Origin of the sequence: Streptomyces sp. NBC_00683 (assembly GCF_036226745.1) — a bacterium.
GTDB lineage: Bacteria > Actinomycetota > Actinomycetes > Streptomycetales > Streptomycetaceae > Streptomyces.
In genome coordinates this window covers 3,004,049-3,027,403 of record NZ_CP109013.1, presented here as the reverse complement: position 1 = coordinate 3,027,403, position 23,355 = coordinate 3,004,049, and the positions used below count along the sequence as shown (strand labels likewise).

Annotated in this window: 27 protein-coding genes; 16 read left to right on the top strand and 11 right to left on the bottom strand. The window is 70.4% G+C overall.

What is annotated here, in order from left to right:
- Positions 1-32 precede the first annotated feature (32 nt).
- The 4 genes from OG257_RS13215 to OG257_RS13200 form a co-directional block, all read right to left on the bottom strand.
- Positions 33-929, bottom strand: coding sequence for a 1-aminocyclopropane-1-carboxylate deaminase/D-cysteine desulfhydrase (locus tag OG257_RS13215; protein WP_329207524.1), 897 nt, complete (start codon positions 927-929; stop codon positions 33-35).
- Between the two features lie 44 nt (positions 930-973).
- Positions 974-1,564, bottom strand: a complete 591-nt coding sequence (locus OG257_RS13210; protein WP_329207523.1) for an N-acetylmuramoyl-L-alanine amidase — start codon at positions 1,562-1,564, stop codon at positions 974-976.
- Positions 1,565-1,703: 139 nt separating this feature from the next.
- Positions 1,704-2,900 (bottom strand): globin domain-containing protein, encoded by a 1,197-nt coding sequence (locus OG257_RS13205; protein WP_329207522.1) that lies wholly within the window; start codon positions 2,898-2,900, stop codon positions 1,704-1,706.
- A gap of 113 nt (positions 2,901-3,013) precedes the next feature.
- Positions 3,014-3,466, bottom strand: coding sequence for an RrF2 family transcriptional regulator (locus OG257_RS13200; protein WP_329207520.1), 453 nt, complete (start codon positions 3,464-3,466; stop codon positions 3,014-3,016).
- Positions 3,467-3,643: 177 nt separating this feature from the next.
- On the opposite strand from OG257_RS13200, the gene OG257_RS13195 reads away from it, so the two are divergent.
- The 4 genes from OG257_RS13195 (at position 3,644) to OG257_RS13180 (ending at position 7,627) form a co-directional block, all read left to right on the top strand.
- A complete protein-coding gene (locus OG257_RS13195; protein WP_329207519.1) occupies positions 3,644-5,050 on the top strand; it encodes a family 2B encapsulin nanocompartment shell protein in 1,407 nt (468 codons plus the stop codon).
- Between the two features lie 95 nt (positions 5,051-5,145).
- Positions 5,146-6,189 carry a family 2 encapsulin nanocompartment cargo protein polyprenyl transferase gene (locus OG257_RS13190; RefSeq protein WP_329207517.1) on the top strand — a complete coding sequence of 348 codons (1,044 nt, stop codon included), beginning with the start codon at positions 5,146-5,148 and terminating at the stop codon, positions 6,187-6,189.
- A 94-nt stretch (positions 6,190-6,283) separates the two neighbouring features.
- The gene (locus tag OG257_RS13185; protein ID WP_329207515.1) at positions 6,284-6,880 is read left to right on the top strand and encodes a GNAT family N-acetyltransferase; all 597 of its coding nucleotides are present in this window, start codon (positions 6,284-6,286) and stop codon (positions 6,878-6,880) included.
- A gap of 78 nt (positions 6,881-6,958) precedes the next feature.
- Complete coding sequence (locus OG257_RS13180) at positions 6,959-7,627, top strand: DUF6304 family protein (RefSeq protein ID WP_329207514.1); 669 nt, start codon at positions 6,959-6,961, stop codon at positions 7,625-7,627.
- A 68-nt stretch (positions 7,628-7,695) separates the two neighbouring features.
- On the opposite strand, the gene snpA is transcribed toward OG257_RS13180, so the two are convergent.
- Positions 7,696-8,373 carry a snapalysin gene (snpA, locus tag OG257_RS13175; RefSeq protein WP_383803363.1) on the bottom strand — a complete coding sequence of 226 codons (678 nt, stop codon included), beginning with the start codon at positions 8,371-8,373 and terminating at the stop codon, positions 7,696-7,698.
- A gap of 256 nt (positions 8,374-8,629) precedes the next feature.
- Here snpA and OG257_RS13170 point away from each other — a divergent pair, with 256 nt between their 5' ends.
- The 5 genes from OG257_RS13170 to OG257_RS13150 all read left to right on the top strand — a co-directional run bounded on the left by OG257_RS13170 (position 8,630) and on the right by OG257_RS13150 (position 12,666).
- Entirely contained in the window at positions 8,630-9,583 is a 954-nt protein-coding gene (locus tag OG257_RS13170) for a LysR family transcriptional regulator (RefSeq protein ID WP_329207513.1), read from the top strand.
- Between the two features lie 75 nt (positions 9,584-9,658).
- Positions 9,659-10,663 (top strand): NAD-dependent epimerase/dehydratase family protein, encoded by a 1,005-nt coding sequence (locus OG257_RS13165; protein ID WP_329207511.1) that lies wholly within the window; start codon positions 9,659-9,661, stop codon positions 10,661-10,663.
- Between the two features lie 9 nt (positions 10,664-10,672).
- Complete coding sequence (locus tag OG257_RS13160; protein WP_329207509.1) at positions 10,673-11,026, top strand: DUF952 domain-containing protein; 354 nt, start codon at positions 10,673-10,675, stop codon at positions 11,024-11,026.
- Positions 11,023-11,904 carry an NAD(P)H-binding protein gene (locus OG257_RS13155; protein WP_329207508.1) on the top strand — a complete coding sequence of 294 codons (882 nt, stop codon included), beginning with the start codon at positions 11,023-11,025 and terminating at the stop codon, positions 11,902-11,904. The genes OG257_RS13160 and OG257_RS13155 overlap by 4 nt, the downstream gene beginning before the upstream one ends.
- Positions 11,905-11,964: 60 nt before the next feature.
- Positions 11,965-12,666 carry an alpha/beta fold hydrolase gene (locus OG257_RS13150; protein ID WP_329207506.1) on the top strand — a complete coding sequence of 234 codons (702 nt, stop codon included), beginning with the start codon at positions 11,965-11,967 and terminating at the stop codon, positions 12,664-12,666.
- Positions 12,667-12,766: 100 nt separating this feature from the next.
- Here OG257_RS13150 and sodN read toward each other — a convergent pair whose 3' ends face one another.
- Positions 12,767-13,162, bottom strand: a complete 396-nt coding sequence (sodN, locus tag OG257_RS13145; RefSeq protein ID WP_033298259.1) for a superoxide dismutase, Ni — start codon at positions 13,160-13,162, stop codon at positions 12,767-12,769.
- Between the two features lie 178 nt (positions 13,163-13,340).
- Between sodN and sodX the strand changes: the two genes are divergently transcribed.
- Complete coding sequence (gene sodX, locus OG257_RS13140) at positions 13,341-13,778, top strand: nickel-type superoxide dismutase maturation protease (protein ID WP_329207504.1); 438 nt, start codon at positions 13,341-13,343, stop codon at positions 13,776-13,778.
- Here sodX and OG257_RS13135 read toward each other — a convergent pair.
- Complete coding sequence (locus tag OG257_RS13135; protein ID WP_329207502.1) at positions 13,682-14,311, bottom strand: CGNR zinc finger domain-containing protein; 630 nt, start codon at positions 14,309-14,311, stop codon at positions 13,682-13,684. The genes sodX and OG257_RS13135 overlap by 97 nt on opposite strands.
- Positions 14,312-14,407: 96 nt before the next feature.
- On the opposite strand from OG257_RS13135, the gene OG257_RS13130 reads away from it, so the two are divergent.
- Positions 14,408-15,169 (top strand): class I SAM-dependent methyltransferase, encoded by a 762-nt coding sequence (locus tag OG257_RS13130; RefSeq protein ID WP_329207500.1) that lies wholly within the window; start codon positions 14,408-14,410, stop codon positions 15,167-15,169.
- 158 nt (positions 15,170-15,327) lie between these two features.
- Here the strand turns inward: OG257_RS13130 and OG257_RS13125 are convergent, their stop codons facing one another.
- The 3 genes from OG257_RS13125 to OG257_RS13115 are packed head-to-tail and all read right to left on the bottom strand — an operon-like array spanning position 15,328 to position 18,044.
- Entirely contained in the window at positions 15,328-16,089 is a 762-nt protein-coding gene (locus tag OG257_RS13125) for an amino acid ABC transporter ATP-binding protein (RefSeq protein ID WP_329207499.1), read from the bottom strand.
- On the bottom strand, positions 16,086-17,054 hold the full coding sequence (locus tag OG257_RS13120; RefSeq protein ID WP_443054381.1) for an amino acid ABC transporter permease: 969 nt from the start codon (positions 17,052-17,054) through the stop codon (positions 16,086-16,088). Before OG257_RS13120 ends, OG257_RS13125 begins: the two co-directional genes overlap by 4 nt.
- A 27-nt stretch (positions 17,055-17,081) precedes the next feature.
- Positions 17,082-18,044, bottom strand: coding sequence for an ABC transporter substrate-binding protein (locus OG257_RS13115; RefSeq protein ID WP_329207498.1), 963 nt, complete (start codon positions 18,042-18,044; stop codon positions 17,082-17,084).
- Between the two features lie 521 nt (positions 18,045-18,565).
- Between OG257_RS13115 and OG257_RS13110 the strand changes: the two genes are divergently transcribed.
- From OG257_RS13110 to OG257_RS13090, 5 genes are all read left to right on the top strand, one after another.
- The gene (locus OG257_RS13110; RefSeq protein ID WP_329207497.1) at positions 18,566-19,804 is read left to right on the top strand and encodes an NAD(P)-dependent malic enzyme; all 1,239 of its coding nucleotides are present in this window, start codon (positions 18,566-18,568) and stop codon (positions 19,802-19,804) included.
- Positions 19,805-19,964: 160 nt separating this feature from the next.
- Positions 19,965-20,930: a zinc-binding dehydrogenase gene (locus tag OG257_RS13105; protein ID WP_329207496.1), complete on the top strand. Its 966-nt coding sequence runs from the start codon at positions 19,965-19,967 to the stop codon at positions 20,928-20,930.
- Positions 20,927-21,472, top strand: a complete 546-nt coding sequence (locus OG257_RS13100) for a GNAT family N-acetyltransferase (RefSeq protein ID WP_329207494.1) — start codon at positions 20,927-20,929, stop codon at positions 21,470-21,472. Before OG257_RS13105 ends, OG257_RS13100 begins: the two co-directional genes overlap by 4 nt.
- A gap of 31 nt (positions 21,473-21,503) precedes the next feature.
- Positions 21,504-21,713, top strand: a complete 210-nt coding sequence (locus tag OG257_RS13095; protein WP_329207492.1) for a helix-turn-helix domain-containing protein — start codon at positions 21,504-21,506, stop codon at positions 21,711-21,713.
- A complete protein-coding gene (locus OG257_RS13090) occupies positions 21,713-22,285 on the top strand; it encodes a Clp protease N-terminal domain-containing protein (protein WP_329207490.1) in 573 nt (190 codons plus the stop codon). Before OG257_RS13095 ends, OG257_RS13090 begins: the two co-directional genes overlap by 1 nt.
- Positions 22,286-22,377: 92 nt before the next feature.
- Here OG257_RS13090 and OG257_RS13085 read toward each other — a convergent pair whose 3' ends face one another.
- Positions 22,378-23,355, bottom strand: coding sequence for a PadR family transcriptional regulator (locus OG257_RS13085; RefSeq protein WP_329207488.1), 978 nt, complete (start codon positions 23,353-23,355; stop codon positions 22,378-22,380).

Here is a 23,355-nt window from a genome sequence, read left to right as displayed (position 1 = left end):
ACTCCCGGGGCCCTGTCGGCCCGGCTGCCCCGTCAGTCCGGCCGCCCGGTGATCACGGCGGTCACCGTGGATCCCCGGGCGAAGGCTCCCTCCTGGGCCAGTGCGGTCAGGGCGTACAGCAGCTTGGCCACGTAGAGCCGCTCGACCGGCAGGCCGTGGCGGTCCTCGAAGTCGTCGGCGAACGCGTGCAGCTCCGGGGTCGTACGCGCGTAGCCGCCGAAGTGGAAGCGCTCGTCCAGGGACCACTGCCCGGCCCGTGCGCCGAACGCCTCGTGCTGCAGGTTCAGCACGACGTCCTCCAGGAAGCCGCCGCGCAGCACAGGAATGCCCAGGGCGCGCTGCCCCGGACCGAGTCCGGCAGCAAGCCCCGCCAGGGTGCCGCCGGTCCCGCAGGCCACCGCGACCGTGTCGCCCCGCCCGCGCAGCTCGTGGCCGAGCGCTGTGCAGCCCTGTGCGGCGAGAGCGTTGCTGCCACCCTCCGGGAGGACGGTGCACGCCCCGAAGAGGCCCAGCAGCCCGTCCAGGACCTCGGGAGCGGCCTTCGAGCGGTACGTCGCCCGGTCCACGAAGTGCAGACGCATGCCGTCGGCCGCACACCGGGCGAGGGAAGGGTTGAGAGGGCGGTCGGCAAGTTCGTCGCCGCGTACGACCCCGACCGTGGGGAAGCCGAGCAGCCGTCCTGCGGCGGCCGTGGCGCGCAGGTGGTTGGAGTAGGCCCCGCCGAAGGTCAGAACGGTGCGTCCGGCGGCCGCCCGGAGATTGGGGGCGAGCTTCCGCCACTTGTTGCCGGGCAGGTCGGGGTGGATCAGATCGTCGCGTTTGAGGAGCAGTGTCACGCCGTGACGCGCGAAGCGCTCGTCCTCGGCCGGCTGCAGGGGCGAGGGGAGAGCCGGCTGCAGCCGGGAGAGGTCGAGCGCTTCGTGGTGCATGCACTCATTGTGCTGCCGGTGCGGCCTGTGCGGATGGCCGGCCGCTACTTGAGCCGGTCGTGGATCCGGGTGCGCATGCCCGTCATCGAGAAGCCGCGCGGGTCGACCTTCCCCGGCTGCCACTCCAGGTGGCCGATGACCGAAGGCGCGTCCCAGTGGTGGAAGCGGCAGACGGCCGCTGCCGCCTTCTCGACGGCTTCGAGCTGGACGGCGGGCCAGGGGTCCTTCCCGTCGCCGAGGTTCTCGCACTCGAACCCGTAGAAGTGCCGGTTTCCGTCGGTGTTGGCCTCGTTGTCCGTCGGGAGTCCCTTCTCCGCGATGACTGCGCGCAGGACGTCGTCGTCGCCGAGGCCGGCGTGGTTGGCGCGGCCGTAGCCGACCAGATGGACCCGGCCGTCCTTGGCGATCACGCCGTGGCAGAGCGGGCCGGGCAGGCCCGAGTAGCCGTCACGGCAGATCTCGACGGTGCGGGCGGTGCCCTTGGTGACGGTGTGATGGATCATCACGCCGTGCACCGGTCCCCAGGGACCTTGGTGATTGCGGTTGTGAGTACGCCAGTCGCCGACCTGGACGACGGTGAGCCCCTCGTCCTTCAGGGCTTTGAGGAAGTTGCTCGCGGACATGGGTGAGGACATGGCCGACTCCTTTGGTGCGTGGGGAGTGTGTCCGTACAGCGCTTGTACCGGAACGCGGGCCTCCGGGCCACCTGTTCGGGCAAAGTGCGAGTCGTTCCGGACAGTTCCGCGAGCTGCGGGGCGCCGCATCCGCCGGTGGTCAGCCCCGGGCGAGCCAGAGGTCGGGGCCGAACACCTCGTAGTGGATGTCGGCCGCGCGCACATCCTTGGCGAGCAACTGGGAGCGGACGGCGCGCATGAAGGGCAGCGGGCCGCAGAGGTAGGCGCGGGTTCCGGAAGCGACCGGAAGGGCGGTCAGGTCGACCGTACCGGTGCGCTCCCGGGGGTGGCCCGGCTCCGGGTGCTCGTACCAGAAGTGCGCGGTGGCGTCGTGGAGCCTGCCGGTGAACAGGGCGTGGTCCCTGCGCAGGGCGTGGTCGGCGGCCGAACGGTCGCCGTGCACCACGGTGACGGGGGAGCGGTGGTCCTTCGCCGCCAGGTGCTCCAGCATCGACAGCATGGGGGTGCAGCCGATGCCCGCCGACGCGAGGAGCAGCGGGGCGCCGCTGTCGTCGAGCACCAGGTCGCCGTACGGGGCCGAGACGCGCAGCCGGTCGCCCTCCCTCACGTGGGTGTGCAGGTACTGCGAGACCTCGCCGTCGGGAGTGCCTTGGCCCCGTACCCGCTTGACGGTGAGCGAACGCAGGGCGGAGCCCGGCGCGCGGGAGAGGCTGTACTGGCGTATCTGGTGTGCGCCGTCGGGGAGTGCGACCTGTACGGAGACGTACTGGCCCGGGTGGAAGTCCGGAGCCGGAGTGCCGTCGGAGGGGGTGATCCCGAACGTGGCGACGTCCTTCGTCTCCTCGGTCCGTGAGGTCACCGTCCACTCACGCCACACGTCACCTGCGACAACGCCCTGCTGGGCGTACAGCCGGCTCTCGATGGTGATCAGGGCGTTGGCCATCAGCCAGTAGACCTCGTCCCAGGCGGCGGCGACCTCCGGCGTGACGGCGTCACCGAGTACCTCGGCGATGGCCGCGAAGAGATGGGTGTGCACGACCTCGTACTGCTGTGGCGTGATGCCGAGCGATGCGTGCTTGTTGGCGATGCGGATGAGCATCGCGTCGGGGCGGACGTCCGGGTGTTCGACCAACTGGGCGGCGAAGGAGGCGATGGAGCCCGCGAGAGCCTGGCGCTGTGCGCCCGACGCCTGGTTGCCGCGGTTGAACAGGTCGCGGAGCAACTCGGGCCGGGCGTCGAACAGCTTCCGGTAGAAGAGGTCCGCGATGTCGTCGATGCCTGCCCCGACGGCGGGCAGGGTGGCACGGACGGTGGCGGTCGACGTCTCGGAGAGCATCGGGTGACTCCTCAGGTGTGGGTGGAGCAGGACGAGCAGGCAAGGGATAGAACTGGTATTTAAGATGCGTATTTCAGGGCGACGAAATCGGCGCACGGTGGAACGTGCGCGGATCAGTCCGGCGCGGGACGGCTGCCGCTGATGCCGATCAGCAGGGGACCGGTGGGGGAGGAGACGAGATCGGTGACGGCGATGGGGTCGAGCGAGGCGTAGAAGGCCTCTTCCGCCGCCCGGAGCGCGGAGCGCAGCCTGCAGGCGGAACGCAGCGGGCAGGGGGTGGCACCCTCGCACTCGACCACCTCGCCGGGCCCTTCCAGCTGGCGCACGAGAGCGCCGACCGATGCGGACCGGCCGGCTCCGGTGAGGGTGAGACCGCCGCCTCGGCCGCGGCGCGCGTCGACGAGGCCGAGGTGCTGGAGCCGGGCGACGACCTTCGCGGCGTGGGTGTACGGCACCTGCATGGTGGCCGCGACCTCCCGGGTGGTCGGCGGGTCCTCGTCCCCCGTCGCGACAGCCAGGCGCATGAGCACGCGGAGTGCCACGTCGGTGAATCTCGTCAGGCGCATGGGCTCAGCGTAGGTATGTTGCATGAAGGATGCAAATTAAAGACGACGCGCGGCGACGCAGAGCAACGTGCCCCGACGCGAGCCCGAATAGTCACACTCTTTTGTGTAATAGCGCGCGGTGTCCTTCTGCTGAAAGGCTTCTTCTCGCAGGTCAGTCCATGATCGAGAGGATGTCGGATGTCCGTTGGTGAAGAGGTTCGCGACACGCAGCCGCCGCCGCAGCAGAGTCTCGGCACAGCGGCTGCGCGGAACCTCGCGACAACGACCAAGTCCGCCCCGCAGATGCAGGAGATCACCTCGCGGTGGCTGCTGCGCATGCTGCCGTGGGTGCAGGTGCAGGGCGGGACGTACCGGGTGAACCGCCGGCTCAGCTATTCGGTCGGAGACGGCCGGTTGACCTTTGTCCAGACCGGCGACCGGGTCACGGTCATCCCCGCGGAGCTCGGCGAACTGCCCGCCCTGCGGGACTTCGGGGACGAAGAGGTGCTGGGCGAGCTGGCGCGCAGGTGCGAGCAGCGCGACGTGGCGGCCGGGGAGGTGCTCGCCGCTTCGGGGGACGCGGCGGACCGCGTCTTCCTGCTGGCCCACGGCAAGGTCGAGAAGGTCGGGTCCGGCCCGTACGGCGACGAGACGGTGCTCGGAGTCCTCGCCGACGGCGCCTACTTCGGCGACCAGGCGCTGATCGACGGCGACGCGGCCTGGGAGTACACGGCCCGGGCCGTCACCGCCTGCACGCTGCTGACGCTGCGCCGTTCGGACGTGCTCAACCTCGCGGCCCGCGCCGACTCGCTGCGCGACCACCTCGCCGGACTGCTCTCCATCCCGCACCAGCGCACCAACCGCTACGGCGAGGCGGAGATCGATCTGTCCGCCGGGCACGTGGGGGAGAGCGTCGTCCCGCACACGTTCGTCGACTACGAGTCGGCCCCCCGTGAATACGAGCTGAGCGTCGCCCAGACCGTGCTCAAGGTGCACAGCAGGGTCGCCGATCTCTACAACCAGCCGATGAATCAGACCGAGCAGCAGCTGCGGCTCACCGTCGAGGCGCTGAGGGAGCGCCAGGAGCACGAGCTGGTCAACAACCGCGAGTTCGGACTGCTCAACAACTGCGACTACGGGCAGCGGCTCCAGCCCCACGACGGGGCCCCCGGCCCCGACGACATGGACGAACTGCTGTCGCGCCGGCGCGGGTCGAACCTGTTCCTGGCCCATCCCCGGGCCATCGCCGCCTTCGGGCGCGAGTGCAACAAGCGCGGTCTGGTGCCGGAGAGCGTGGAGGTCGGCGGGCACCATGTGCCTGCCTGGCGCGGAGTTCCGATCTTCCCGTGCAACAAGATCCCGGTCACCGATGCCCGCACCACATCGATCATCTGCATGCGTACCGGTGAAGCCGACCAGGGCGTCGTCGGACTTCAGCAGAGCGGCATCCCGGACGAGATCGAGCCGAGCCTGTCGGTCCGCTTCATGGGCATCGACGAGCAGGCGATCATCTCGTACCTGGTAACGGCCTACTACTCCGCCGCCATCCTGGTGCCGGATGCCCTCGGTGTCCTGGAGAACGTCGAGGTCAGCCGCTGGCGGTGATCCGCCCGGGGCCCGGGCGACGCCCGCCCGGGCCCCGTACGCGCAGGGCCACGACAGAGGTGCCTCCGGGGCACCCGGAAGGAGTGACCGTGACCATGACGAGTACGGATGCCGCGACGGAAGGCCACGAGGCCGCCGCGCTCCTGGAGCGCACCCGCGGCGTCGTCGACCCGCATCTGCGAGCTGCCGTGGAATCGCTGCCCGGAGGCATACGCCAGGTCGCGATGTACCACTTCGGCTGGCAGAACGCGGACGGAAGCCCGGCTTCGGGACTGGCCGGCAAAGCCATCAGGCCCGCACTGGTCCTGGCCGCCGCCCGCGCGCTGGGCGGCGATCCGGACCACGCGGTACGGGCCGCCGTGGCCGTGGAACTGGCGCACAACTTCACCCTGCTCCACGACGACGTGATCGACGAGGACGCCACCCGCAGGCACCGGCCCACGGCGTGGGCGGTGTTCGGTGTGCCGGACGCCGTCATCACCGGGGACGCCATGCTCGCCCTCGCGCAGCGGCTGCTGTCCGACGACCCGCACCCGGCGTCCGCACGTGCTTCGGCCCGGCTGTCCACCTGCATCATCGAACTGTGTGCGGGGCAACAGGCCGACTGCGCCCTGGAGAAGCGCGGCCCCGACGACGTCACGCTGGACGAGTGCCTCACCATGGCCACGGCCAAGACGGGTGCGCTGCTCGGCTGTGCCTGTGCCCTCGGCGCCCTGTACGCGGGGGCCGGGGAGCGGGCTGTGGGGGCCATGGACGGCTTCGGGAGGGAGGCGGGTCTCGCTTTCCAGCTCATCGACGACCTGATCGGGATCTGGGGGGACACGGACCGTACGGGCAAACCGGTCGGGGCGGACCTGTCGGCCCACAAGAAGTCCCTGCCGGTGGTGGCCGCTCTCACCTCGGGCACGCCCGCGGCCGCCGAACTGGCCGCGCTCTACCGGGGAGCCATGAACACTCCGGACGAGGTGAGCAGGGCGGCCGGCGCGGTGGACCGGGCGGGCGGGCGTGACTGGGCGCAGATGTGCGCGGCGGACCGGATGGCCCGGGCGGTCCACCATCTGTCCCGTGCGGTGCCCGATCCGGCCGCCGCCGGGGACCTGCTCGCCCTGGCCGAGTTCGTGACCCGCAGGACGCACTGAGCCGAGGCCTCCGTGACCGGCACCCCGGTTCAACTCTAGGATCCCGAAGGTCGGTTGGGACCATCACATCGGGGACGAAGGGGCGGGGCCGGTCATGGGTGTACGCATACGGCAGGCGGACGAGCGGGACAGGGACCAGGTCGTACGGATCCTGGACGAGGCGTTCCACAACGACCCGGTGAGCGGATGGGTCTTTCCGGACGAGGAGCACCGGCGCTCGGTGCACGGGAAGTTCCTCGGTGTCTTCGCCGACATCACGCTCGCGGGCGGCCGGATCGACATGCTGGAGGACGGCACGGCCGTGGCCCTCTGGCTCTCGGTGCCGGCGGGGGCACCCGAGGGGGACGACGGCACGCCCGCACTCATGAGGGAGACCGCGGACCCCGACAACGAACGGGCCGAACTGATCGGCCGGCTGACGGGCGCCGTCCATCCGCACGACCGCGCCCATGAGTACCTGCTGATGATCGGCGTCTCGCCGGAGCGCCAGGGGGAGGGGATCGGGGAAGCGCTCATCACCGAGGTGCTGGAGCGGTGCGACCGCGATGGAGTCCCGGCCTATCTGGAGGCGAGCAGCGAGCGCAGCCGAGGTCTCTACGAGCGGCTCGGGTTCACCTTCATGGGGCGGACCGTGGACCTTCCGGACGGTCCCTCCATGTGGCCCATGTGGCGTGATCCGTACACAGTCTGAACAGCGGTCAGGGCGCGGTACGGGAGAAGGGGAGGGTGCCACCGGGGCGGCACCGGGCACGGGCTACAGTCCCTGCACATGACAGATGAGTCGTGGGCAGGCTGGTACCGGGACCGTCACGGTTCCGAGCCGGTCATCCTCACCACGGACGGGCAGCAACTCCGGATCCGCGTCAGGGGTTCCGCCTTCGAGGGCGAGAGCTTCGACAGCCTGAGCCCCGTGGCCGCCGTGCCGCCCGAAGACGGGGCGTTCGACCTGGTGGACGGTGCGCTCAGCGACTGCGTCCTCGAGTGGGACCTGCCGCTTCCGGTCCTCGTCTCCGGCACGCTCCGCCAGGTCACGCTCAGTTGCCTGCTGTCGCTGCGCCGCGCCGACCCGGATCTGTACCTCGTCCTCCACCTGGACGGTGCGGCGTACGAATCGAACCGGGCCGAGAGCGACTTCGCGTCCGCCCTGGCGACCATCCAGCGCATCCTGCCGCCCGGGATCCGTCTCCAGACGTGCATCGCCTGCGCCTTCTCGGACTATTTCCCCGCACCGGTCCGCGGGCTCTCCGGCGGGCTCGCCTGCTTCCGCGGGGCGAAGGACGCGTACCGCGACGCGGCGGGCGGCGGAGATGTCGCCGACCTGTGGGACAGGCGGACGGGACTGGTCCAGGAGATCTGGAGCTGCCCGGAGTTCGAGCCGCGTCCAGCCGAGGGGGCGGGGACCGGCCATCGTGGCGCCTTCCCGCTGGAACTTGCCTGATTCCCGACGTCGGGCATGCGCGTAGGGGCCGCTCCGGAGCGGCCCCTACGGCAAAGGATCCGACGGTGTCAGGAGGCGGTGCGGGCGAGCGCCGCCGCGAAGCCGTTCTGCCACAGGGTGTTCACCCGCGAGCGCTCGGTCGCGTTCGGGTAGGCGTTCGTGCAGGACGTGCCGGGGCCTCCGCCCGACATGAGCTCACTGCACGGTCCGGTGTAGTGGTCCGGCAGACCGAGCACGTGCCCGGTCTCGTGAGCGGTCACACGGGTCGAGTTGTACTGCTGGTTCTGGGCGTAGTCGAGGAAGATGTAGCCGCTGCCGTGCCCGTCGGTGCTCGCGTACGAGCCCCGTGAGTCGTTGCCCTCGTAGTAGCTGAAGTCGGCGTTGGAGCCCTCCTGCAGCTTGACGTTGCTGACGGAGCTGTTCCAGATGCTGGTGCTGCTCGCTATCTGGCTGCGGAAGCTGGGGGCGTTGGCGGTGCTGTAGATCACGGTGACGGCCAGGGCGCCCGGCTTGGCGGCGCGCTTCTCGGCGACCGACTTCATGACGGCGTCGAAGAAGGCCTTGTTCGCTGCGGCGTTCTCGCTGGAACCGGCGTACGCGGCGTAGCCGGCCTGAGCGGTCGTGACGGAGGTGGAGGGAGCGACAGGGGCCGGGGCCGCGGCGGCGGGCGTGGCGCCCAGTGCGGCGGCGAGGGTGAGGCCGAGACCGGCCACAGCCGACATGATGGCTGTCCTGGGGTGTCTCATGGGGGGTTCTCCTACCTGTCCGATGAACCCTGTCCGGTGGGCCGGACAGGGAACGGGTGGGGGGTACGGAGAGAGTGTGTTGCGCGGCCGGGCCGCAGCGGATGATGTCAACCGGCGATAACGCCGCCCTATCGCCCCCACAGCACCAGCACAGCAACCGCACATACACGGCGCCCCAACAGTCCCTGAATTGAGGCTGTTTAGTGGGGTTGAGCCGTCTGGTGCACCGCGTACGGACAGCCATACGCTCCTCGCCATGGAGCTCGAGGTGAGACACCTCAAGGCGCTCTGCGCCATCGCCGACACGGGCAGCCTGCACCAAGCTGCCCGACGGCTCGGCGTGAGCCAGCCCTCCCTGACGACCCAGCTGCAGCGCATCGAGAAGTCCCTGGGGGCGGAGCTCTTCCGGCGTGAAAGGACCGGCTGCCGGCCGACCTTGCTCGGACGCGCCGTCCTCAGCAGGGCCCGCCCCCTGGTCGACGGCATGACCGCCCTGGTCGGAGCCGCCCTGGCAGAGGCCGAGGCGGCCCGCGCGGAAGGCCCGCGGCTCCGCATCGGATCCACCGCGAGCCGGGTCATCGGCGGCTGGCTGCGCAGGCTGCGGGTGCGGCTGCCCGGCACGGACATCTCGCTGCGCGTCGACGTCTCTGCCCGGACGCTGCTGCGCACGGTCGCGGCGGGCCGCCTCGACGTCGCGTTCGTGCACGAGGTGGAGGGCTTCCCGCTGGACATTCCGGAGGGCCTGGACCGGCGCGTACTCCTGGACCGGGAACCGCAGTTCATCTCGTTGTCCCGCGACCATCCCGCGGCGGGCAGCTCCGTGGTGGACCTCGGCGACCTGGCGGCCGACCGCTGGATGGTCGACCCGTCGGTGGACGGCGAATGGGACGGCGTACGCCGGGTGCTCGGCGCCGCAGGCCTCGACCCGCCCGTCCTGCACGGGGACTACCTCACGGCGGCCTCCCTGGTCGTACTGGGCGAGGCGGTCGCTCCCTGCCAGCCCACCTCGGGCCCGCGCGACGACATGGCGATCCGGCCCCTGCGCGGCGATCCCCTGGCTGTGCGGCTGATCCTGGTCTCCCGCCCGGGTGCCGACACGGACGTGGTCTACGGGGAGCTGGAAGCGGCGTACCGCGAGGCGGCCCAGCGGGCGGCGGGCTACCACCAGTGGCTGCTGCGCAACCGCAGCCCGCTCGCGCATACGCTCTGAACCGCGGAGAGTTCCCGGTTCTGCCGACAGCGAGGCACCGTTTCCCGCAGGCGTCACGACGGGCAAGGTCATCCCATGAAGATCCTGATGCTGGGCGGCACCGAATTCGTCGGCCGGGCCGTGACCGACGCGGCGCTCACCCGTGGCTGGCAGGTCACTGTGTTCCACCGCGGCCGCCATGCGGCACCGCCGGGTGTGCGGGTACTGACCGGCGACCGTACGACGGGCGGGGACGGCCTCGCCTCCCTGGCCGATGGCACCTGGGACCTGACCGTCGACACCTGGAGCGACGCCCCCTCCGCCGTACGGGACGCGGCCCGTCTGCTGGCCGGCCGGACCGGGCACTACACCTATGTCTCCAGCCGTTCCGTGTACGAATACCCCACCCCTGCCGGGCTGCCCGAGGACGGCCCGCTGGTCGCCGGTGCCTCTCCCGACGCGGGCGCGGACGTCCCCTACGCCCTGGCCAAGCGCGGCGGTGAGCTTGCGGCGCTCGACGCCTTCGGCGACCGGGCGCTGCTGGCCCGGGCCGGCCTGATCCTCGGTCCCGGCGAGAACGTGGGCCGGCTGCCGTGGTGGCTGGAGCGGACGGCCCGCGGCGGCCCCGTCATAGCCCCGGGGCCACGGGACGCCGCTCTCCAGTACATCGACGCCCGCGACCTGGCGAGCTGGATCCTGGACGCCGCGGCGAACGGCCTGGGCGGCGCCTACAACACCGTCAGCCACCCCGGGCACACTACGATGGGCGAGTTGCTCGACACCTGTGTCCGGGTCACCGGCTCCCGTGCCGAACTGCGCTGGACCGACCCGGACGTGCTCCTCGCCGCAGGAGTCGAACCCTGGAGCGATCTGCCGGTCTGGCTGCCCGCCGGCGAGCTCTACGACTCCTTGCACCGGGGCGACGTCGCCAAGGCCCATGCCGCCGGGCTGCGGTGCAGACCCGTGGGCGAGACGGTGGCGGACACCTGGGAGTGGATGCGCGAGCGGGGCGGCAAGGCCCCGCAGCGGCCGGACAGGCCCCTGGTCGGCCTCGACGCGCGGACCGAGGCGAAGCTTCTGGCGGCAACCGACAGCCCTTAGCGTGGCCCGATGACCGAACAGTTGCTGCACCTCGCCGAAGAGCCCCTGTGGCAAGCGGCCCGCGGGACCGGGACGTACGAGATGTCCACCCGCGGCCGCACCCTGCGCGAAGAGGGCTTCATCCACTGCTCACTGCCGCACCAGCTCCCCGGTGTCGCGCGGATGCTGTACGGCTCCGACGACCGGGACCTGGTGGTGCTGGTCATCGACCCGGACCGGCTCCAAGTCCCCGTGCGCTACGAGGCCATGAAGCCCGGCGGTGAGGAGTTCCCGCACATCTACGGACCGCTTCCGGTGTCCGCGGTCGTGGAGGTACGCCCGTGGTCCCACGCCGCGGCACAGAAGGAGGGCGAGGCGCTGTGATCGGCCCCCTCATCGCGGTGACCGGGGCGAGCGGAGCGGTGGGCGGCCGGGTCGCCGAGCGGCTCGCCCGTACCGGCGGCCCCGTACGGCTGCTCGGGCGCGACCCGGCACGGCTGCCCCGGCTGCCGGGTGCGGTCCTCGCGCCGCCCGCCCCGTACGGTGACGGGGAGGCCATGCGCCGCGCGCTGGACGGCGCGCACACGCTGTTCCTCGTCTCCGCCCACGAGGGACCCGACCGGGTCGGCGAGCACATCACGGCCGTCGACGCGGCCGTGGCCGTAGGGGTCGAGCGCATCGTGTACGTGTCGTTCCTCGCCGCCGCGCCCGCCGCGACGTTCACCTTCGGGCGCGACCACTGGCACACCGAGGCGCACATCAGGATGACCGGGGTGCGGTACACCTTCCTGCGCGACAGCTGGTACCTGGCGGCGCTTCCCGCGATGACGGGAACCGACGGGATCCTGCGCGGTCCGGCAGGAGAGGGCCGGGTGTCGGCCGTGGCGCACGAGGACATCGCGGACGCCGCGTCAGCCGTCCTGCTGGACCAGGGAGTCGGCCACGACGGTGCGACGTACGACCTCACGGGTCCGGAGGCCTTCACCCTCGCCGAGGCGGCCCAGGAGCTGAGCCGCAGCACGGGCCGCACCATCCGCTACGTCCCCGAGACCAGGGAAGAGGCCTATTTCTCGCGCGCGCACTACGGGGCCGAGGACTGGGAAGTGGCCGGCTGGGTCACGTCGTACGAGGCCATCGCGGCCGGCGAGATGGCCGCGCTCTCGGACGCCGTGCCCACCCTCACGGGGCACCCGGCCAAGAACCTGGCCACCTACCTCCGGGAGAACCCGGACAGCTACCGCCACCTCCTCCCCGGAGCCTGACCCGGGCAGGCGGGCGGGGAAGGGGGTCGGGATGTCGGACCCCCGCGTTACGTTGACGCCATGGCGAACTTCGTACTGGTGGCGGGAGCATGGCTCGGAGCGTGGGCGTGGGACGAGGTGGTCCCGGAGCTGCGCGCCGCCGGCCACGGCGCCCATGCGTTGACCCTCTCCGGCCTCGGAGAAAGGCAGGGCCTGCCGGCCGGGCAGCAGACCCATGTCAGGGACATCGTCGACGAGGTGGAACGCCTCGATCTGCGCGATGTCGTCCTTGTCGGCCACAGCTACTCGGGCATCCCGGTCGGCCAGGCCGCCGAGCGGATCGGCGACCGGCTGGCCCGGGTGGTCTTCGTCGACGCCGGCATCCCGGCGCAGGGCGAGTCGTTCGCCTCCGCCTGGTGGCAGGGCAGCGGGGTCCTGGAAGCCGCGATCGAGGCGAACGGCGGTTTCTGGGCACCGCTGACCGCCGAGGGCTTCGACGGCCAGGGACTCACCGACGAGCAGGTCGGACGCATCGTGAAAGGCGCCGTACCGCACCCCGGCGCCACGCTCACCGAGCCGGCCGCGCTGGAAAGGCCCCTGGGCGAGCTTTCGGCGACGTACATCAAGTGCCTGCTCGACGGGCCCGAGCCGACCGACGACGTGGCCGCACTGCTGACCGGCGCACGCTGGGAACTGGTCGAGATGAACACCGGGCACTGGCCGATGCTCTCCGAGCCGCGCGAGCTGGCGCGGATCCTCGACCGTGCGGTCGCGGAGGCCTGAGCCCCCGGAAACGCCCGCACCCGGTCCGCAGGGCCTCCCGAGGGGAAGCCGAGCGGACCGGGTGCGGACACATCGGTCCTGCTGATCCGAAGACCGCAGATCAAGCCTTCTTGGTCTCCCAGAAGATCTTGTCGATCTGGGCGATCAGGTCCAGAGCCTTCTGGCCCGTGGCCGGGTCGTTCGAGCCCTTGGCCGCGGAGAGCGCCTTCAGGGTGTCGTTGACCAGCTGGTGCAGCTCCGGGTACTTCTCGAAGTGCGGGGGCTTGAAGTAGTCGCTCCAGAGCACCGAGACGTGGTGCTTCGCGAGCTCGGCACGCTGTTCCTTGATCAGAACGGCGCGCGTGCGGAAGTCCGCGTCCTCATTGGCCTGGTACTTCTCCTGGACGGCCTTGACGGACTCCGCCTCGATGCGGGCCTGGGCCGGGTCGTACACACCGCAGGGCAGGTCGCAGTGGGCGCTGACCTTCACCTTGGGGGCAAACAGGCGGGAAAGCATGGAGCTGTCCTTCCTCGTGATCGTCTTCTCAGGTGGGACATTACTCCGTGGGGGGCGGGTTTTTGCGGCTGCCCCCATGGGCTTAGGTCAAAAGTCCAGGGTGACGATGGGACCAGTGGCCGAATGTACGGAGCGGTGCGCGGCGGTGTACTGGAGGACGGACCGGGAGGTGCCACAGATGCCGGAACTGACGCAGGATCCGGGAAACGGGCGGGCGGCGCGGGGCTCGTTCCAGGTGGTGGAGGTGACGGGGCCCTCGATGGTGCCCACCCTCTACCACGGGGACTGGCTGCTCGTGCAGCACGGGGCGCCGGTGCGCCCGGGGGACGTGGTGATCCTGCGTCACCCGTTCCAGCAGGACCTGCTGGTCGTGAAGCGGGCGGCCGAGCGCCGCGGCAGGGGCTGGTGGGTGCTGGGTGACAACTCGTTCGCGGGCGGGGACAGCACGGACTACGGAACGGTGCCCGAGGAGCTCGTACTCGCCCGGGTGCGCGCCCGTTACCGGCCGCTGAAGAAGGATCAGAGGTCCGTGTTCGGCGTGCTGGGCTGGGCGGTGTCCGCGCTGCGGCCGGTCTCCTCGGACCGTTCCGTCTCCAGGCGCTTGCGGGCCCGGTAGGCCGCCACGTTGGCCCGGGTCGCACAGCGGTCCGAGCAGTAGCGCCGCGAACGGTTGGTGGAGGTGTCGAGGTAGGCGTTGCGGCACGGCGCCGCCTCGCACAGGCCGAGCCGGTCCACGCCGTGCGAGGTGAGGTGGAAGGCCAGGCCCATCGCCGCGATGGCGGCGAAGCCGGCCGTCGCGTTCGACGGATGGTCGGCCAGGTGCATGTGCCAGTCCGGCTTGTCGTCCTCGTCGCGGATGTCGTGGCCGGAGATCTGCGGGCTCACCGGGAACTCCAGCAGCAGTGAGTTGAGCAGGTCCACCGCGAGGGTCTCGTCGCCGCCGTCCGCCGCCTCGAAGACCGCGCGCAGCCGTGCCCGTACCGACCGGAAACGGGTCACGTCCGCGTCGGTGGCGCGGCGGGCGGCCTGGGCGTTGGCGCCGAACAGGTCGCGGACGGACTCGACGGTGGTGAGGGAGTCCTTGTTGCGGGCCGGCTCCTCGGTGTTGACCAGACGCACGGCGTAGTCCGAGTAATAGGCCAGTTCCACTTGTAGTCCTTACGGCGTCGGTCTATGGTCGATGTGTCCGCCAGTGTAATGGGTGGACGCGATCATTGGGTATTACGGCATTACGTGGAGGTTCGTGTGACGGAGACGGCGACGGGCACCGACTGGCAGTCCTGGCAGGAGAGCTGGGACCGTCAGCAGGAGTGGTACATGCCGGACCGCGAGGAGCGGTTCCGGGTCATGCTGGACATGGTCGAGGCCGTCGTGGGGCCCGAACCGAGAGTGCTCGACCTGGCGTGCGGTACGGGAAGTATTACGGACCGGCTCCTCAAGCGGTTCCCGAAGGCCACCAGCACCGGTGTCGACCTCGATCCCGCGCTGCTCGCCATCGCCCGCGGCACCTTCGACGGCGACGACCGGGTCACCTTCGTCACCGCCGACCTGAAGGACCCCCGCTGGACCGAGCGGCTCCCGCACGCCTCGTACGACGCCGTCCTCACGGCCACGGCCCTGCACTGGCTGCACAGCGAGCCGCTCGCCGCGCTGTACGGGCAGGTCGGGCAACTGGTCAGGGAGGGAGGCGTGTTCATGAACGCCGACCACATGATCGACACCGACACGCCTCGGATCAACGCCGCCGAACGCGCCCATCGGCACGCCGCGATGGACCGCGCCCGGGCGGGCGGCGCGCTCGACTGGACGGAGTGGTGGGCCCTCGCCGCCAAGGACCCGGTCCTCGCCGGACCGACGGCGGAGCGCTTCACGATCTACGGCGAGCACGCGGACGGAGACATGCCCTCCGTCCGGTGGCACGCCCGCACGCTGCGCGAAGCCGGTTTCGGGGAGGCACGTGCGGTCTGGTCCTCACCGTCGGACTCCCTGGTGCTCGCGGTGAAGTAGGCGAGAAGCAGTACCAGCAGCAGAAGAAGAGGGGCGGCCGCGGCCGCCCCTCTTCCGCGCTGTACGCCTTCGTCGAGGACCGACGCACCGCCGCACACAAGCGGAAGGGCGGTACGGGCCCTGGGGCCCGTACCGCCCTTCCTTCGCAGAGCGAGGCTCTACAGAACCTTGGACAGGAACGACTTCGTTCGGTCGTGCTGCGGGTTCGTGAGGACGTCCCGCGGGTGGCCCGATTCGACGACGACGCCGTCGTCCATGAAGACCAGCGCGTCGCCGACCTCACGGGCGAAGCCCATCTCGTGGGTGACGACGATCATCGTCATGCCGTCCTCGGCCAGTCCGCGCATCACGTCCAGGACGTCGCCGACCAGCTCCGGGTCGAGCGCCGAAGTCGGCTCGTCGAAGAGCATCAGCTTCGGCTCCATGGCCAGGGCGCGGGCGATGGCCACCCGCTGCTGCTGTCCGCCGGAGAGCTGGGTCGGGTAGTTCTTGGCCTTGTCGGACAGGCCGACCCGGTCCAGGAGCCGCTCCGCACGGGCCCTGGCGACGGCCTTGGCCTCGCCCTTGACCTGGATCGGCGCCTCCATGACGTTCTCGAGGGCCGTCATGTGCGGGAACAGGTTGAAGCGCTGGAAGACCATGCCGATGTCCCGGCGCTGGAGCGCGACTTCGCTGTCCTTGAGCTCGTAGAGCTTGTCGCCCTTCTGCCGGTAGCCGACCAGGTCGCCGTCGACGTACAGCCGCCCGGCGTTGATCTGCTCCAGGTGGTTGATGCACCGCAGGAACGTCGACTTGCCGGAACCGGACGGGCCGATCAGACAGAAGACCTCACGCGGGGCGACCTCCAGGTCGATGCCCTTGAGGATGTGCGCGGCGCCGAAGGACTTGTGTACGCCTTCGGCCTTCACCATGGCGGTCATGCGGAACCACCCTCCGAGGGACGATTGCTGAAGGAGGCGAGGTTGACCTTGACCCGCTGCCACGGGGTGAGCGGCAGACTGCGCAGGCTGCCCCGGGCGTAGCGGCGCTCCAGGTAGTACTGGCCCACGCTGAAGACGCTGGTCATGATGATGTACCAGATCGAGGCGACGAAGAGCATCTCCATCACCGCGTAACTGGTCGAGCCGATCTGCGACGTGGAGCGCAGCAGTTCGTTGTAGGTGACCGCGTAGACCAGGGACGAGGTCTTCAGCATGTTGATGAACTCGTTGCCGGTCGGCGGGATGATCACCCGCAGCGCCTGCGGGAGCACCACACGGCGCATGGTCTTCGCCTGGGTCATGCCGAGCGCGTGCGAGGCCTCGGTCTGGCCCTCGTCGACCGACTGGATGCCGGCCCGGACGATCTCCGCCATGTACGCGGCCTCGTTGAGGGCCAGCCCCAGCAGGGCGCACATGAACGGGGTCATCACATCGGTCATCTCGTCCTTGTAGATGAACGGGATGTTGAGGACCGGGAAGATCAGCGCCAGGTTGAACCAGAGCAGCAGCTGCACGTAGACCGGAGTGCCGCGGAAGAACCAGATGTAGAGCCAGGCGACCCAGCTGGTCACCGGGTTCTTCGAGAGGCGCATGACGGCGAGCACCACGCCCAGGATCACGCCGAGGACCATCGCCAGCACGCTGATCAGCAGCGTGCGGCCGGCGCCCGCCAGGACGGTGTCGTCGAACACCTTGTCCTGGACCGCCTGCCACTGGATGTTGCCCTGCGAGAAGGCGTACACGACGGCGGCGAGCAGACCTACGACGACCACGCCGCTGATCCAGCGGCCGTAGTGCCGGACGGGAATGGCCCTGATGGTCTCCGGTGCGACGGTGGTTGCCTTGGAGACGGGTGCGGCGACGGCTGATGTGCCGCCGGGCACCTTGTCGATACTGTCAGTCACGGTGACTGCCCTTCGGTGGTGCGACGGTCACTTGCCGCCGTTGACGGCGGCCTTGTCGATCGCTCCGGTGCCGGCGCCCCACTTGTCGAGCACCTTCTTGTAGGAGCCGTCGGCGATGATCGCGTCGACGGCCTCCTTGAGCACGTCACGCAGTTCGGTGTTGTCCTTGTTGACCGCGATGCCGAACGGGCCGGCGTCGACCTGCTCGCCGACGACCTCGAAGTCGTTGCCGCCACCGGCCTTGCGGGCCAGGTCGACCGCGACCGGGTAGTCGTTGACACCGGCGACGGCGCCGCCCGACTTCACGCGGGTCTGGGCCTCGGTGTCGTTCTCGAAGGACTCGATCTTGATGGCCTTCTCACCACCGGCGGTGCAGGCCTTGGACTGCTTCTTCAGGGCCTCCTCGTACGTGGTGCCGCGCTGGACCGCCGCGACCTTCCCGCACAGGTCCTCGATGGACTTGATGCCCTCGGGGTTGCCCTTCTTGGTGTAGACGGCGGTGCCGGCGAGGAAGTAGTCGACGAAGTCGACGCCCTTGCCGAGCTTCTTGCCCTTGTCGTCCAGGCCCTCCTGACGCTGCTTGTTGTCCGTGATGGACGACATGGCGATGTCGTGGCGACCGGTGTTCAGGGCGGTGATCAGACCGTCGAAGGAGCCGGAGGTGAACTCGAACTTCACGCCCAGCTGCTTGCCGAGCGCCTCGGCGATGTCGGGGTCGACGCCGACGATCTTGCCGTTCTCGACGGACTCCATCGGGGCGTACTCGGCGTTCGTGCCGACCTTGATGACGCCGGACTTCTGGTACTTCGCCGGGAGCTTGTCGAACAGCGGGGCACCGCTCTTCGACGCGGTGCCGTCGCCGGCCTTCGTCGAGCCGCTCTCTGTCTGGTCGCCACAGGCGGTCAGCAGCAGGGTGCCCGCGACCGCGACAGCGCAGACCGCGGCAATCCGGGACTTCGCGGTCGTACGACGCGTGGTGCTTGCGGTCATGGTCGGAATCCTCCGGCGGTGAGAAGAACGCTGGTCATCGGGTTGGCACGCACCATCGGGTGTCGCAACCTTGTGTGATTACGGCATCTTGCCATTCGGACTAGCCCATTCAGGGGACCCGGCATGTCAAAATCGGGTAACGGGCGACCCCCGAACCCCAACGGGCCGGTACTGCAAGGCCGGACCATCTGTTGGAAATCGAGCATTCTTCCGGAGAATCTCCGGTGCGTCTCGACCGGCGGACGACCTTTATGACCCTTAGTGGACTTGTCCAGATATTCGACTATGAGTCATGTCACCGAGGCGGTATGGACTCGTCCGGGGCACCGTCCGTCAGGTAAGAAAGACCTTTACACCCCTCATCCGGGGCCCAGGGCGCGTGTGCGGCGCGCCCGCGCGTACGTACCTCCCTTGCGGAGCGGGCCAACCGCTCAGTGCCGGGAACGTACGCGGTGCCCGCCCACCCCTCCTCAACCAGGAGTGGCCACCCTCAAACGATGAAGACTTAAGGGGTCAACACAATGGCAGCGGAGATCGTCAATCCTCGCAGCGACGAAAGCAAGACGCACGGTGCGGCCAGTGCGAACGACATCAGCGGTGCGGACGAGCTCTTCGATCCGGCCTTCGCCCTCCACCGCGGCGGGAAGATGGCCGTGCAGGCCACCGTGCCCATCCGCGACAAGGACGACCTGTCCCTCGCGTACACGCCCGGCGTGGCCAAGGTGTGCAGCGCCATCGCCGAGAATCCCGAGCTCGTCCACGACTACACCTGGAAGTCGCAGGTCGTGGCCGTCGTGACGGACGGCACCGCCGTGCTCGGCCTCGGGGACATCGGCCCCGAGGCATCCCTCCCGGTGATGGAGGGCAAGGCGATCCTGTTCAAGCAGTTCGGCGGCGTCGACGCGGTTCCGATCGCGCTCGCGACCACCGACACGGACGAGATCATCGAGACCGTGGTGCGCCTCGCGCCGTCCTTCGGCGGGGTCAACCTGGAGGACATCTCGGCCCCCAGGTGCTTCGAGATCGAGCGCAAGCTCCAGGAGCGCCTGGACATTCCGGTCTTCCACGACGACCAGCACGGCACGGCCGTCGTGACGCTCGCGGCACTGCGCAACGCCGCGAAGCTCTCGGGGCGGACCCTCGGTGATCTGCGCGGCGTCATCTCCGGCGCCGGTGCGGCCGGAGTGGCGATCGCGAAGTTCCTGCTGGAGGCGGGCATCGGTGACGTCGCCGTCGCTGACCGCAAGGGCATCGTCAGCCGGGACCGCGACGACCTCACGGACGTCAAGCGCGAGCTGGCGGAACTGACGAACAGGGCGGGCCTCTCCGGTCCGCTGGAGACGGCCCTCGCGGGCGCGGACGTCTTCATCGGGGTCTCCGGCGGTACGGTCCCCGAGCCGGCCGTCGCCTCGATGGCGCCCGGCGCGTTCGTCTTCGCCATGGCGAACCCGAACCCCGAGGTCCACCCCGACATCGCGCACAAGTACGCGGCTGTGGTGGCGACCGGGCGCTCGGACTACCCGAACCAGATCAACAACGTGCTGGCGTTCCCCGGCATCTTCGCGGGCGCGCTACAGGTCCGGGCCTCCCGGATCACCGAGGGCATGAAGATCGCCGCGGCGAACGCCCTGGCGGACGTCGTCGGCGACGAACTGGCGGCGGACTACGTGATCCCCTCGCCGTTCGACGAGCGGGTCGCTCCGGCGGTCACGGCCGCGGTGGCCGCGGCCGCGCGGGCCGAGGGCGTGGCACGCCGCTGATGCGGTGAGGCGGGGGTGGGTCGGGGAGCGGGTCCGCTGCGCGGGTCTGTTCCCCCACCCGCCCCTGTTCCGCCTGTGGCGTGTGGGGCGAGCCTGTTGGGGCGAGCGTCACACCATCGGACAGTTACGTCACGGCGCGTCACCGCCTATCGTCGGGGCCATGTTCGCCGCCTACGCCGCACGCATCGACCGGGACCAGCCCCTCAACGGACTTGAGCTGGGCGAACGCCCCGCTCCCGAGGCGCGACCCGGCTGGACCACCGTCTCCGTCAGGGCCGCCTCCCTCAACCACCACGATCTCTGGTCCCTGCGGGGCGTCGGTCTCGCGGAGGACAAGCTGCCCATGATCCTCGGCTGCGACGCCGCCGGGATCGACCAGGACGGCAACGAGGTCGTCCTGCACTCGGTGATCGGCCAGACCGGGCACGGGGTCGGCCCCCGGGAGCCCCGCTCCATCCTCACCGAGCGCTACCAGGGGACGTTCGCCGAGCAGGTCACGGTCCCGAGCTGGAACGTGCTGCCCAAGCCGAAGGAGCTCACCTTCGAGGAGGCCGCCTGCCTGCCGACCGCCTGGCTCACCGCGTACCGGATGCTGTTCACCAACGCGGGCGTCCGGCCCGGCGACTCCGTCCTCGTCCAGGGGGCGGGTGGCGGTGTGGCCACCGCGGCGATCGTGCTCGGCAAGGCCGCCGGACTCAGGGTGTACGCCACGAGCCGTGACGAGGCCAGGCGCAAGCGGGCCGTCGAGCTGGGTGCGATCGAGGCGTACGAGCCCGGCGCCCGGCTGCCGCAGCGCGTCGACGCCGTCATCGAGACCGTCGGCGCCGCGACCTGGTCCCACTCGGTGAAGTCCCTCCGTCCCGGCGGCACCCTGGTCATCTCGGGTGCGACCAGCGGCGACCGTCCCGCGCATGCGGAGCTGACCCGGATCTTCTTCCTGGAGCTCAAGGTCGTCGGCTCGACCATGGGCTCCAAGGACGAGCTGGAGGACCTGCTGTCGTTCTGCGCGGCCACCGGCGTACGTCCCGTCATCGATGAGGTCCTTCCGCTGGACCGGGCCCGTGAGGGCTTCGAGCGGCTCGCTGCCGGAGATCAGTTCGGGAAGATCGTGCTGACCACCACGTGACCGGCGGGACCGGGCCGTACGCGGGGGAGGGGCTGTCGCTGCGCCCCTGGCAGCCGTACGACGCCCCTGCCGTCCTCCGGGCCTTCGCCCCGGCCGAGATGTCGCGGCAGTCGGGCCGGCCGGTCACCTCCCCGGCCGAGGCACTGGACTGGATCGCCGACCGTGAGAAGGAGCGGGCGGCCGGCACCGGGTACGCGTGGGCCGTCGTCCGGGACGACGTGGTGCTCGGGTGCGTTGCCGTGACCGCGGTGAACCATGTCCACGACACCGGCTGGGTCTCGTACTGGACGGTCGAGGGGGCGCGTGGCGGGGGTGTCGCCGCCGCGGGCGTACGGGCGCTCGCCCGCTGGGCCTTCGACGACCTGGGGCTCCACCGGCTGGAACTCGGACACCGGACGAACAATCCGGCCTCCTGCAAGGTGGCCGAGCGGGCCGGCTTCGCGGTGGAGGGCCTCGAACGGGGGAAGCTCCGCTACGGCGAGGTCCGGTACGACGTGGAGCGTCACGCCCGGCTGGCCACCGATCCTGTCAACTTTGATTGACGTTGCCCGGGTGTCAATGTAGGTTGACATCATGACCGAAGCAACGGATCTCGCCGCACGTGCCGGTGATCACGACCCGCGCGTGGGGTTGCGGGCCGTCGCCGCGCTGCGGCGGCTGCTTGAGCAACTCGAAGCCGTGCAAGTGAGAAGTGCCCGCGCCCAGGGCTGGTCGTGGCAGGAAATCGCTGCCGAGCTGGGTGTCAGCCGGCAGGCCGTGCACAAGAAGTACGGGAGGCATTGATGTTCGAGCGATTCACCAAGGGTGCCCGGGCCACGGTGACGGGCGCCGTGGTTCATGCCGAGCGGGCCGGCTCGGACTCCGTCAGCGAGGAACACCTGCTGCTCTCGCTGCTGGACCGGACGGGCAGCCGGGCGGCCTTCGCCGTCGCCTCCCTCGGACTCGTCGACCGACGCTCCTCCCTGGAGTCGGCTCTCGCCGAGGCCAGGCGTCGCGGCGGCCTCACCAAGGCCGATACGGAGGCGCTGGCCGGCCTCGGCATCGACGTCACCGAGATCGTGGCCAGAGTCGAGGGCGCCCACGGCGAGGGAGCCCTGGAGGGTGACCGCAGGAGCCGCCGGTGGTGGTCGGCGCAGCGCCCGTTCACCGGGGGAGCGAAGGGCATCCTGGAGAAGTCCCTGCGCGTCGCCCTCGGACGAGGCGACAAGTTCATCGGCGAGGAGCACGTCCTTCTGGCGCTGACGGCCTGCCCCGGAGTGGTCGCCGACGTGCTCGCGGATCACGGCGCGACGTACGCCACGGTGGAGCGTGCCCTGTACGGGGACGAGGGAGAAGGCCGGGCCAAGGCGGGCTGACCCACACCGGGCTTGTCCCGGCCTGCGCGCCGGGCCGCAGGGCCGGGACGGACCCGGTCGGTCTTCCCCTGCGGCCCGGACAGCCTGGGCGGTCAGCCCTTCCTGGTGTTCTCGGCCTTGCCGTCGGCGTTGCCTCGGAGCAGCGTGCCGATGTGTGTCGCAGCCGTCGCGAGGTGGCGGCGGGCCTCCGTCAGCTGGTCCTCGGTGACTCCCCGGTCCCGTGCCGCGTCCCGGATGTCGTCGCGGAAGCGGTCCAGCAGGCGGTCCAGGTCACGGGACGGGTCACCCGTGGCCGCCGCGTCGGCGGCCCACTCGACGTCGGGAGCGGCGGGGTCGGGCCTCGTGTACGAGGGCCAGCTGCCGGTCTTGGCGAAGTTGCCGAGCTGGCCGGTGATCTCGGCCAGGCCTTCGCGTACGCCCGTGGGCCAGTCGCCCCGAGCGAAATGCTCCTGCACCTGGCGTGCGGCGTTCTGCATCTGCTCGCGCGCCTTCTCATGGGCCTCCCGGGCCTGGCGGCGGGCCTGCTCGGCGTCCTCGCGGGCGCGGCGGGACTCGTCCTTCGCCCGGCGGGCCTGTTCCTTCCACTCCTGCTTGGCCTTGCGGAGCTCCTCCTTCGCCGTGCGCCACGTCTCGCTGTCCCCGAAGTCGGCGTCCCAGCCGCTCCGGGCACCGCCCGTGGCCTGCCGCGACTCGGACGCCGCCGCCCGCATCTCGCTGCGCACCTTGCCCGCCGCGCCGCGTACGTCGTCGCGGATCTCCGCGGCCAGCTCGGAGACCGATTCGCGGATCTCCAGCTCCAGGTCGGCCAGCTCGCCGCCCCGGCCCGCCAGCTCGGCGCGCCCGGCGTCGGTGATCGAGTAGACCTTGCGGCCGCCTTCGGTGGCATGGGTGACCAGGCCTTCGGCCTCCAGCTTCGCCAGGCGCGGGTACACGGTGCCGGCCGACGGCGCGTACAGCCCCTGGAAGCGTTCCTCCAGCAGACGGATCACCTCGTAGCCGTGCCGCGGGGCCTCGTCCAGCAGCTTCAGGAGGTACAGGCGCAGGCGGCCGTGGGCGAAAACGGGGGGCAT

Excerpts from the sequence above, each read along its gene's own strand:
- OG257_RS13210 (WP_329207523.1), bottom strand. The coding sequence starts at position 1,564 with ATGTCCTCACCCATGTCCGCGAGCAACTTCCTCAAAGCCCTGAAGGAC.
- OG257_RS13115 (WP_329207498.1), bottom strand. The coding sequence starts at position 18,044 with ATGACCGCAAGCACCACGCGTCGTACGACCGCGAAGTCCCGGATTGCC.
- OG257_RS13085 (WP_329207488.1), bottom strand. The coding sequence starts at position 23,355 with ATGCCCCCCGTTTTCGCCCACGGCCGCCTGCGCCTGTACCTCCTGAAG.
- OG257_RS13160 (WP_329207509.1), top strand. The coding sequence starts at position 10,673 with ATGACCGAACAGTTGCTGCACCTCGCCGAAGAGCCCCTGTGGCAAGCG.
- OG257_RS13200 (WP_329207520.1), bottom strand. The coding sequence starts at position 3,466 with ATGCGCCTGACGAGATTCACCGACGTGGCACTCCGCGTGCTCATGCGC.
- snpA (WP_383803363.1), bottom strand. The coding sequence starts at position 8,373 with ATGAGACACCCCAGGACAGCCATCATGTCGGCTGTGGCCGGTCTCGGC.
- OG257_RS13095 (WP_329207492.1), top strand. The coding sequence starts at position 21,504 with ATGACCGAAGCAACGGATCTCGCCGCACGTGCCGGTGATCACGACCCG.
- sodN (WP_033298259.1), bottom strand. The coding sequence starts at position 13,162 with ATGCTTTCCCGCCTGTTTGCCCCCAAGGTGAAGGTCAGCGCCCACTGC.
- OG257_RS13190 (WP_329207517.1), top strand. The coding sequence starts at position 5,146 with ATGACGAGTACGGATGCCGCGACGGAAGGCCACGAGGCCGCCGCGCTC.
- OG257_RS13150 (WP_329207506.1), top strand. The coding sequence starts at position 11,965 with ATGGCGAACTTCGTACTGGTGGCGGGAGCATGGCTCGGAGCGTGGGCG.
- OG257_RS13180 (WP_329207514.1), top strand. The coding sequence starts at position 6,959 with ATGACAGATGAGTCGTGGGCAGGCTGGTACCGGGACCGTCACGGTTCC.
- OG257_RS13170 (WP_329207513.1), top strand. The coding sequence starts at position 8,630 with ATGGAGCTCGAGGTGAGACACCTCAAGGCGCTCTGCGCCATCGCCGAC.
- OG257_RS13125 (WP_329207499.1), bottom strand. The coding sequence starts at position 16,089 with ATGACCGCCATGGTGAAGGCCGAAGGCGTACACAAGTCCTTCGGCGCC.
- OG257_RS13195 (WP_329207519.1), top strand. The coding sequence starts at position 3,644 with ATGTCCGTTGGTGAAGAGGTTCGCGACACGCAGCCGCCGCCGCAGCAG.
- OG257_RS13165 (WP_329207511.1), top strand. The coding sequence starts at position 9,659 with ATGAAGATCCTGATGCTGGGCGGCACCGAATTCGTCGGCCGGGCCGTG.
- OG257_RS13205 (WP_329207522.1), bottom strand. The coding sequence starts at position 2,900 with ATGCTCTCCGAGACGTCGACCGCCACCGTCCGTGCCACCCTGCCCGCC.
- sodX (WP_329207504.1), top strand. The coding sequence starts at position 13,341 with ATGCCGGAACTGACGCAGGATCCGGGAAACGGGCGGGCGGCGCGGGGC.
- OG257_RS13110 (WP_329207497.1), top strand. The coding sequence starts at position 18,566 with ATGGCAGCGGAGATCGTCAATCCTCGCAGCGACGAAAGCAAGACGCAC.
- OG257_RS13185 (WP_329207515.1), top strand. The coding sequence starts at position 6,284 with ATGGGTGTACGCATACGGCAGGCGGACGAGCGGGACAGGGACCAGGTC.
- OG257_RS13215 (WP_329207524.1), bottom strand. The coding sequence starts at position 929 with ATGCACCACGAAGCGCTCGACCTCTCCCGGCTGCAGCCGGCTCTCCCC.
- OG257_RS13090 (WP_329207490.1), top strand. The coding sequence starts at position 21,713 with ATGTTCGAGCGATTCACCAAGGGTGCCCGGGCCACGGTGACGGGCGCC.
- OG257_RS13105 (WP_329207496.1), top strand. The coding sequence starts at position 19,965 with ATGTTCGCCGCCTACGCCGCACGCATCGACCGGGACCAGCCCCTCAAC.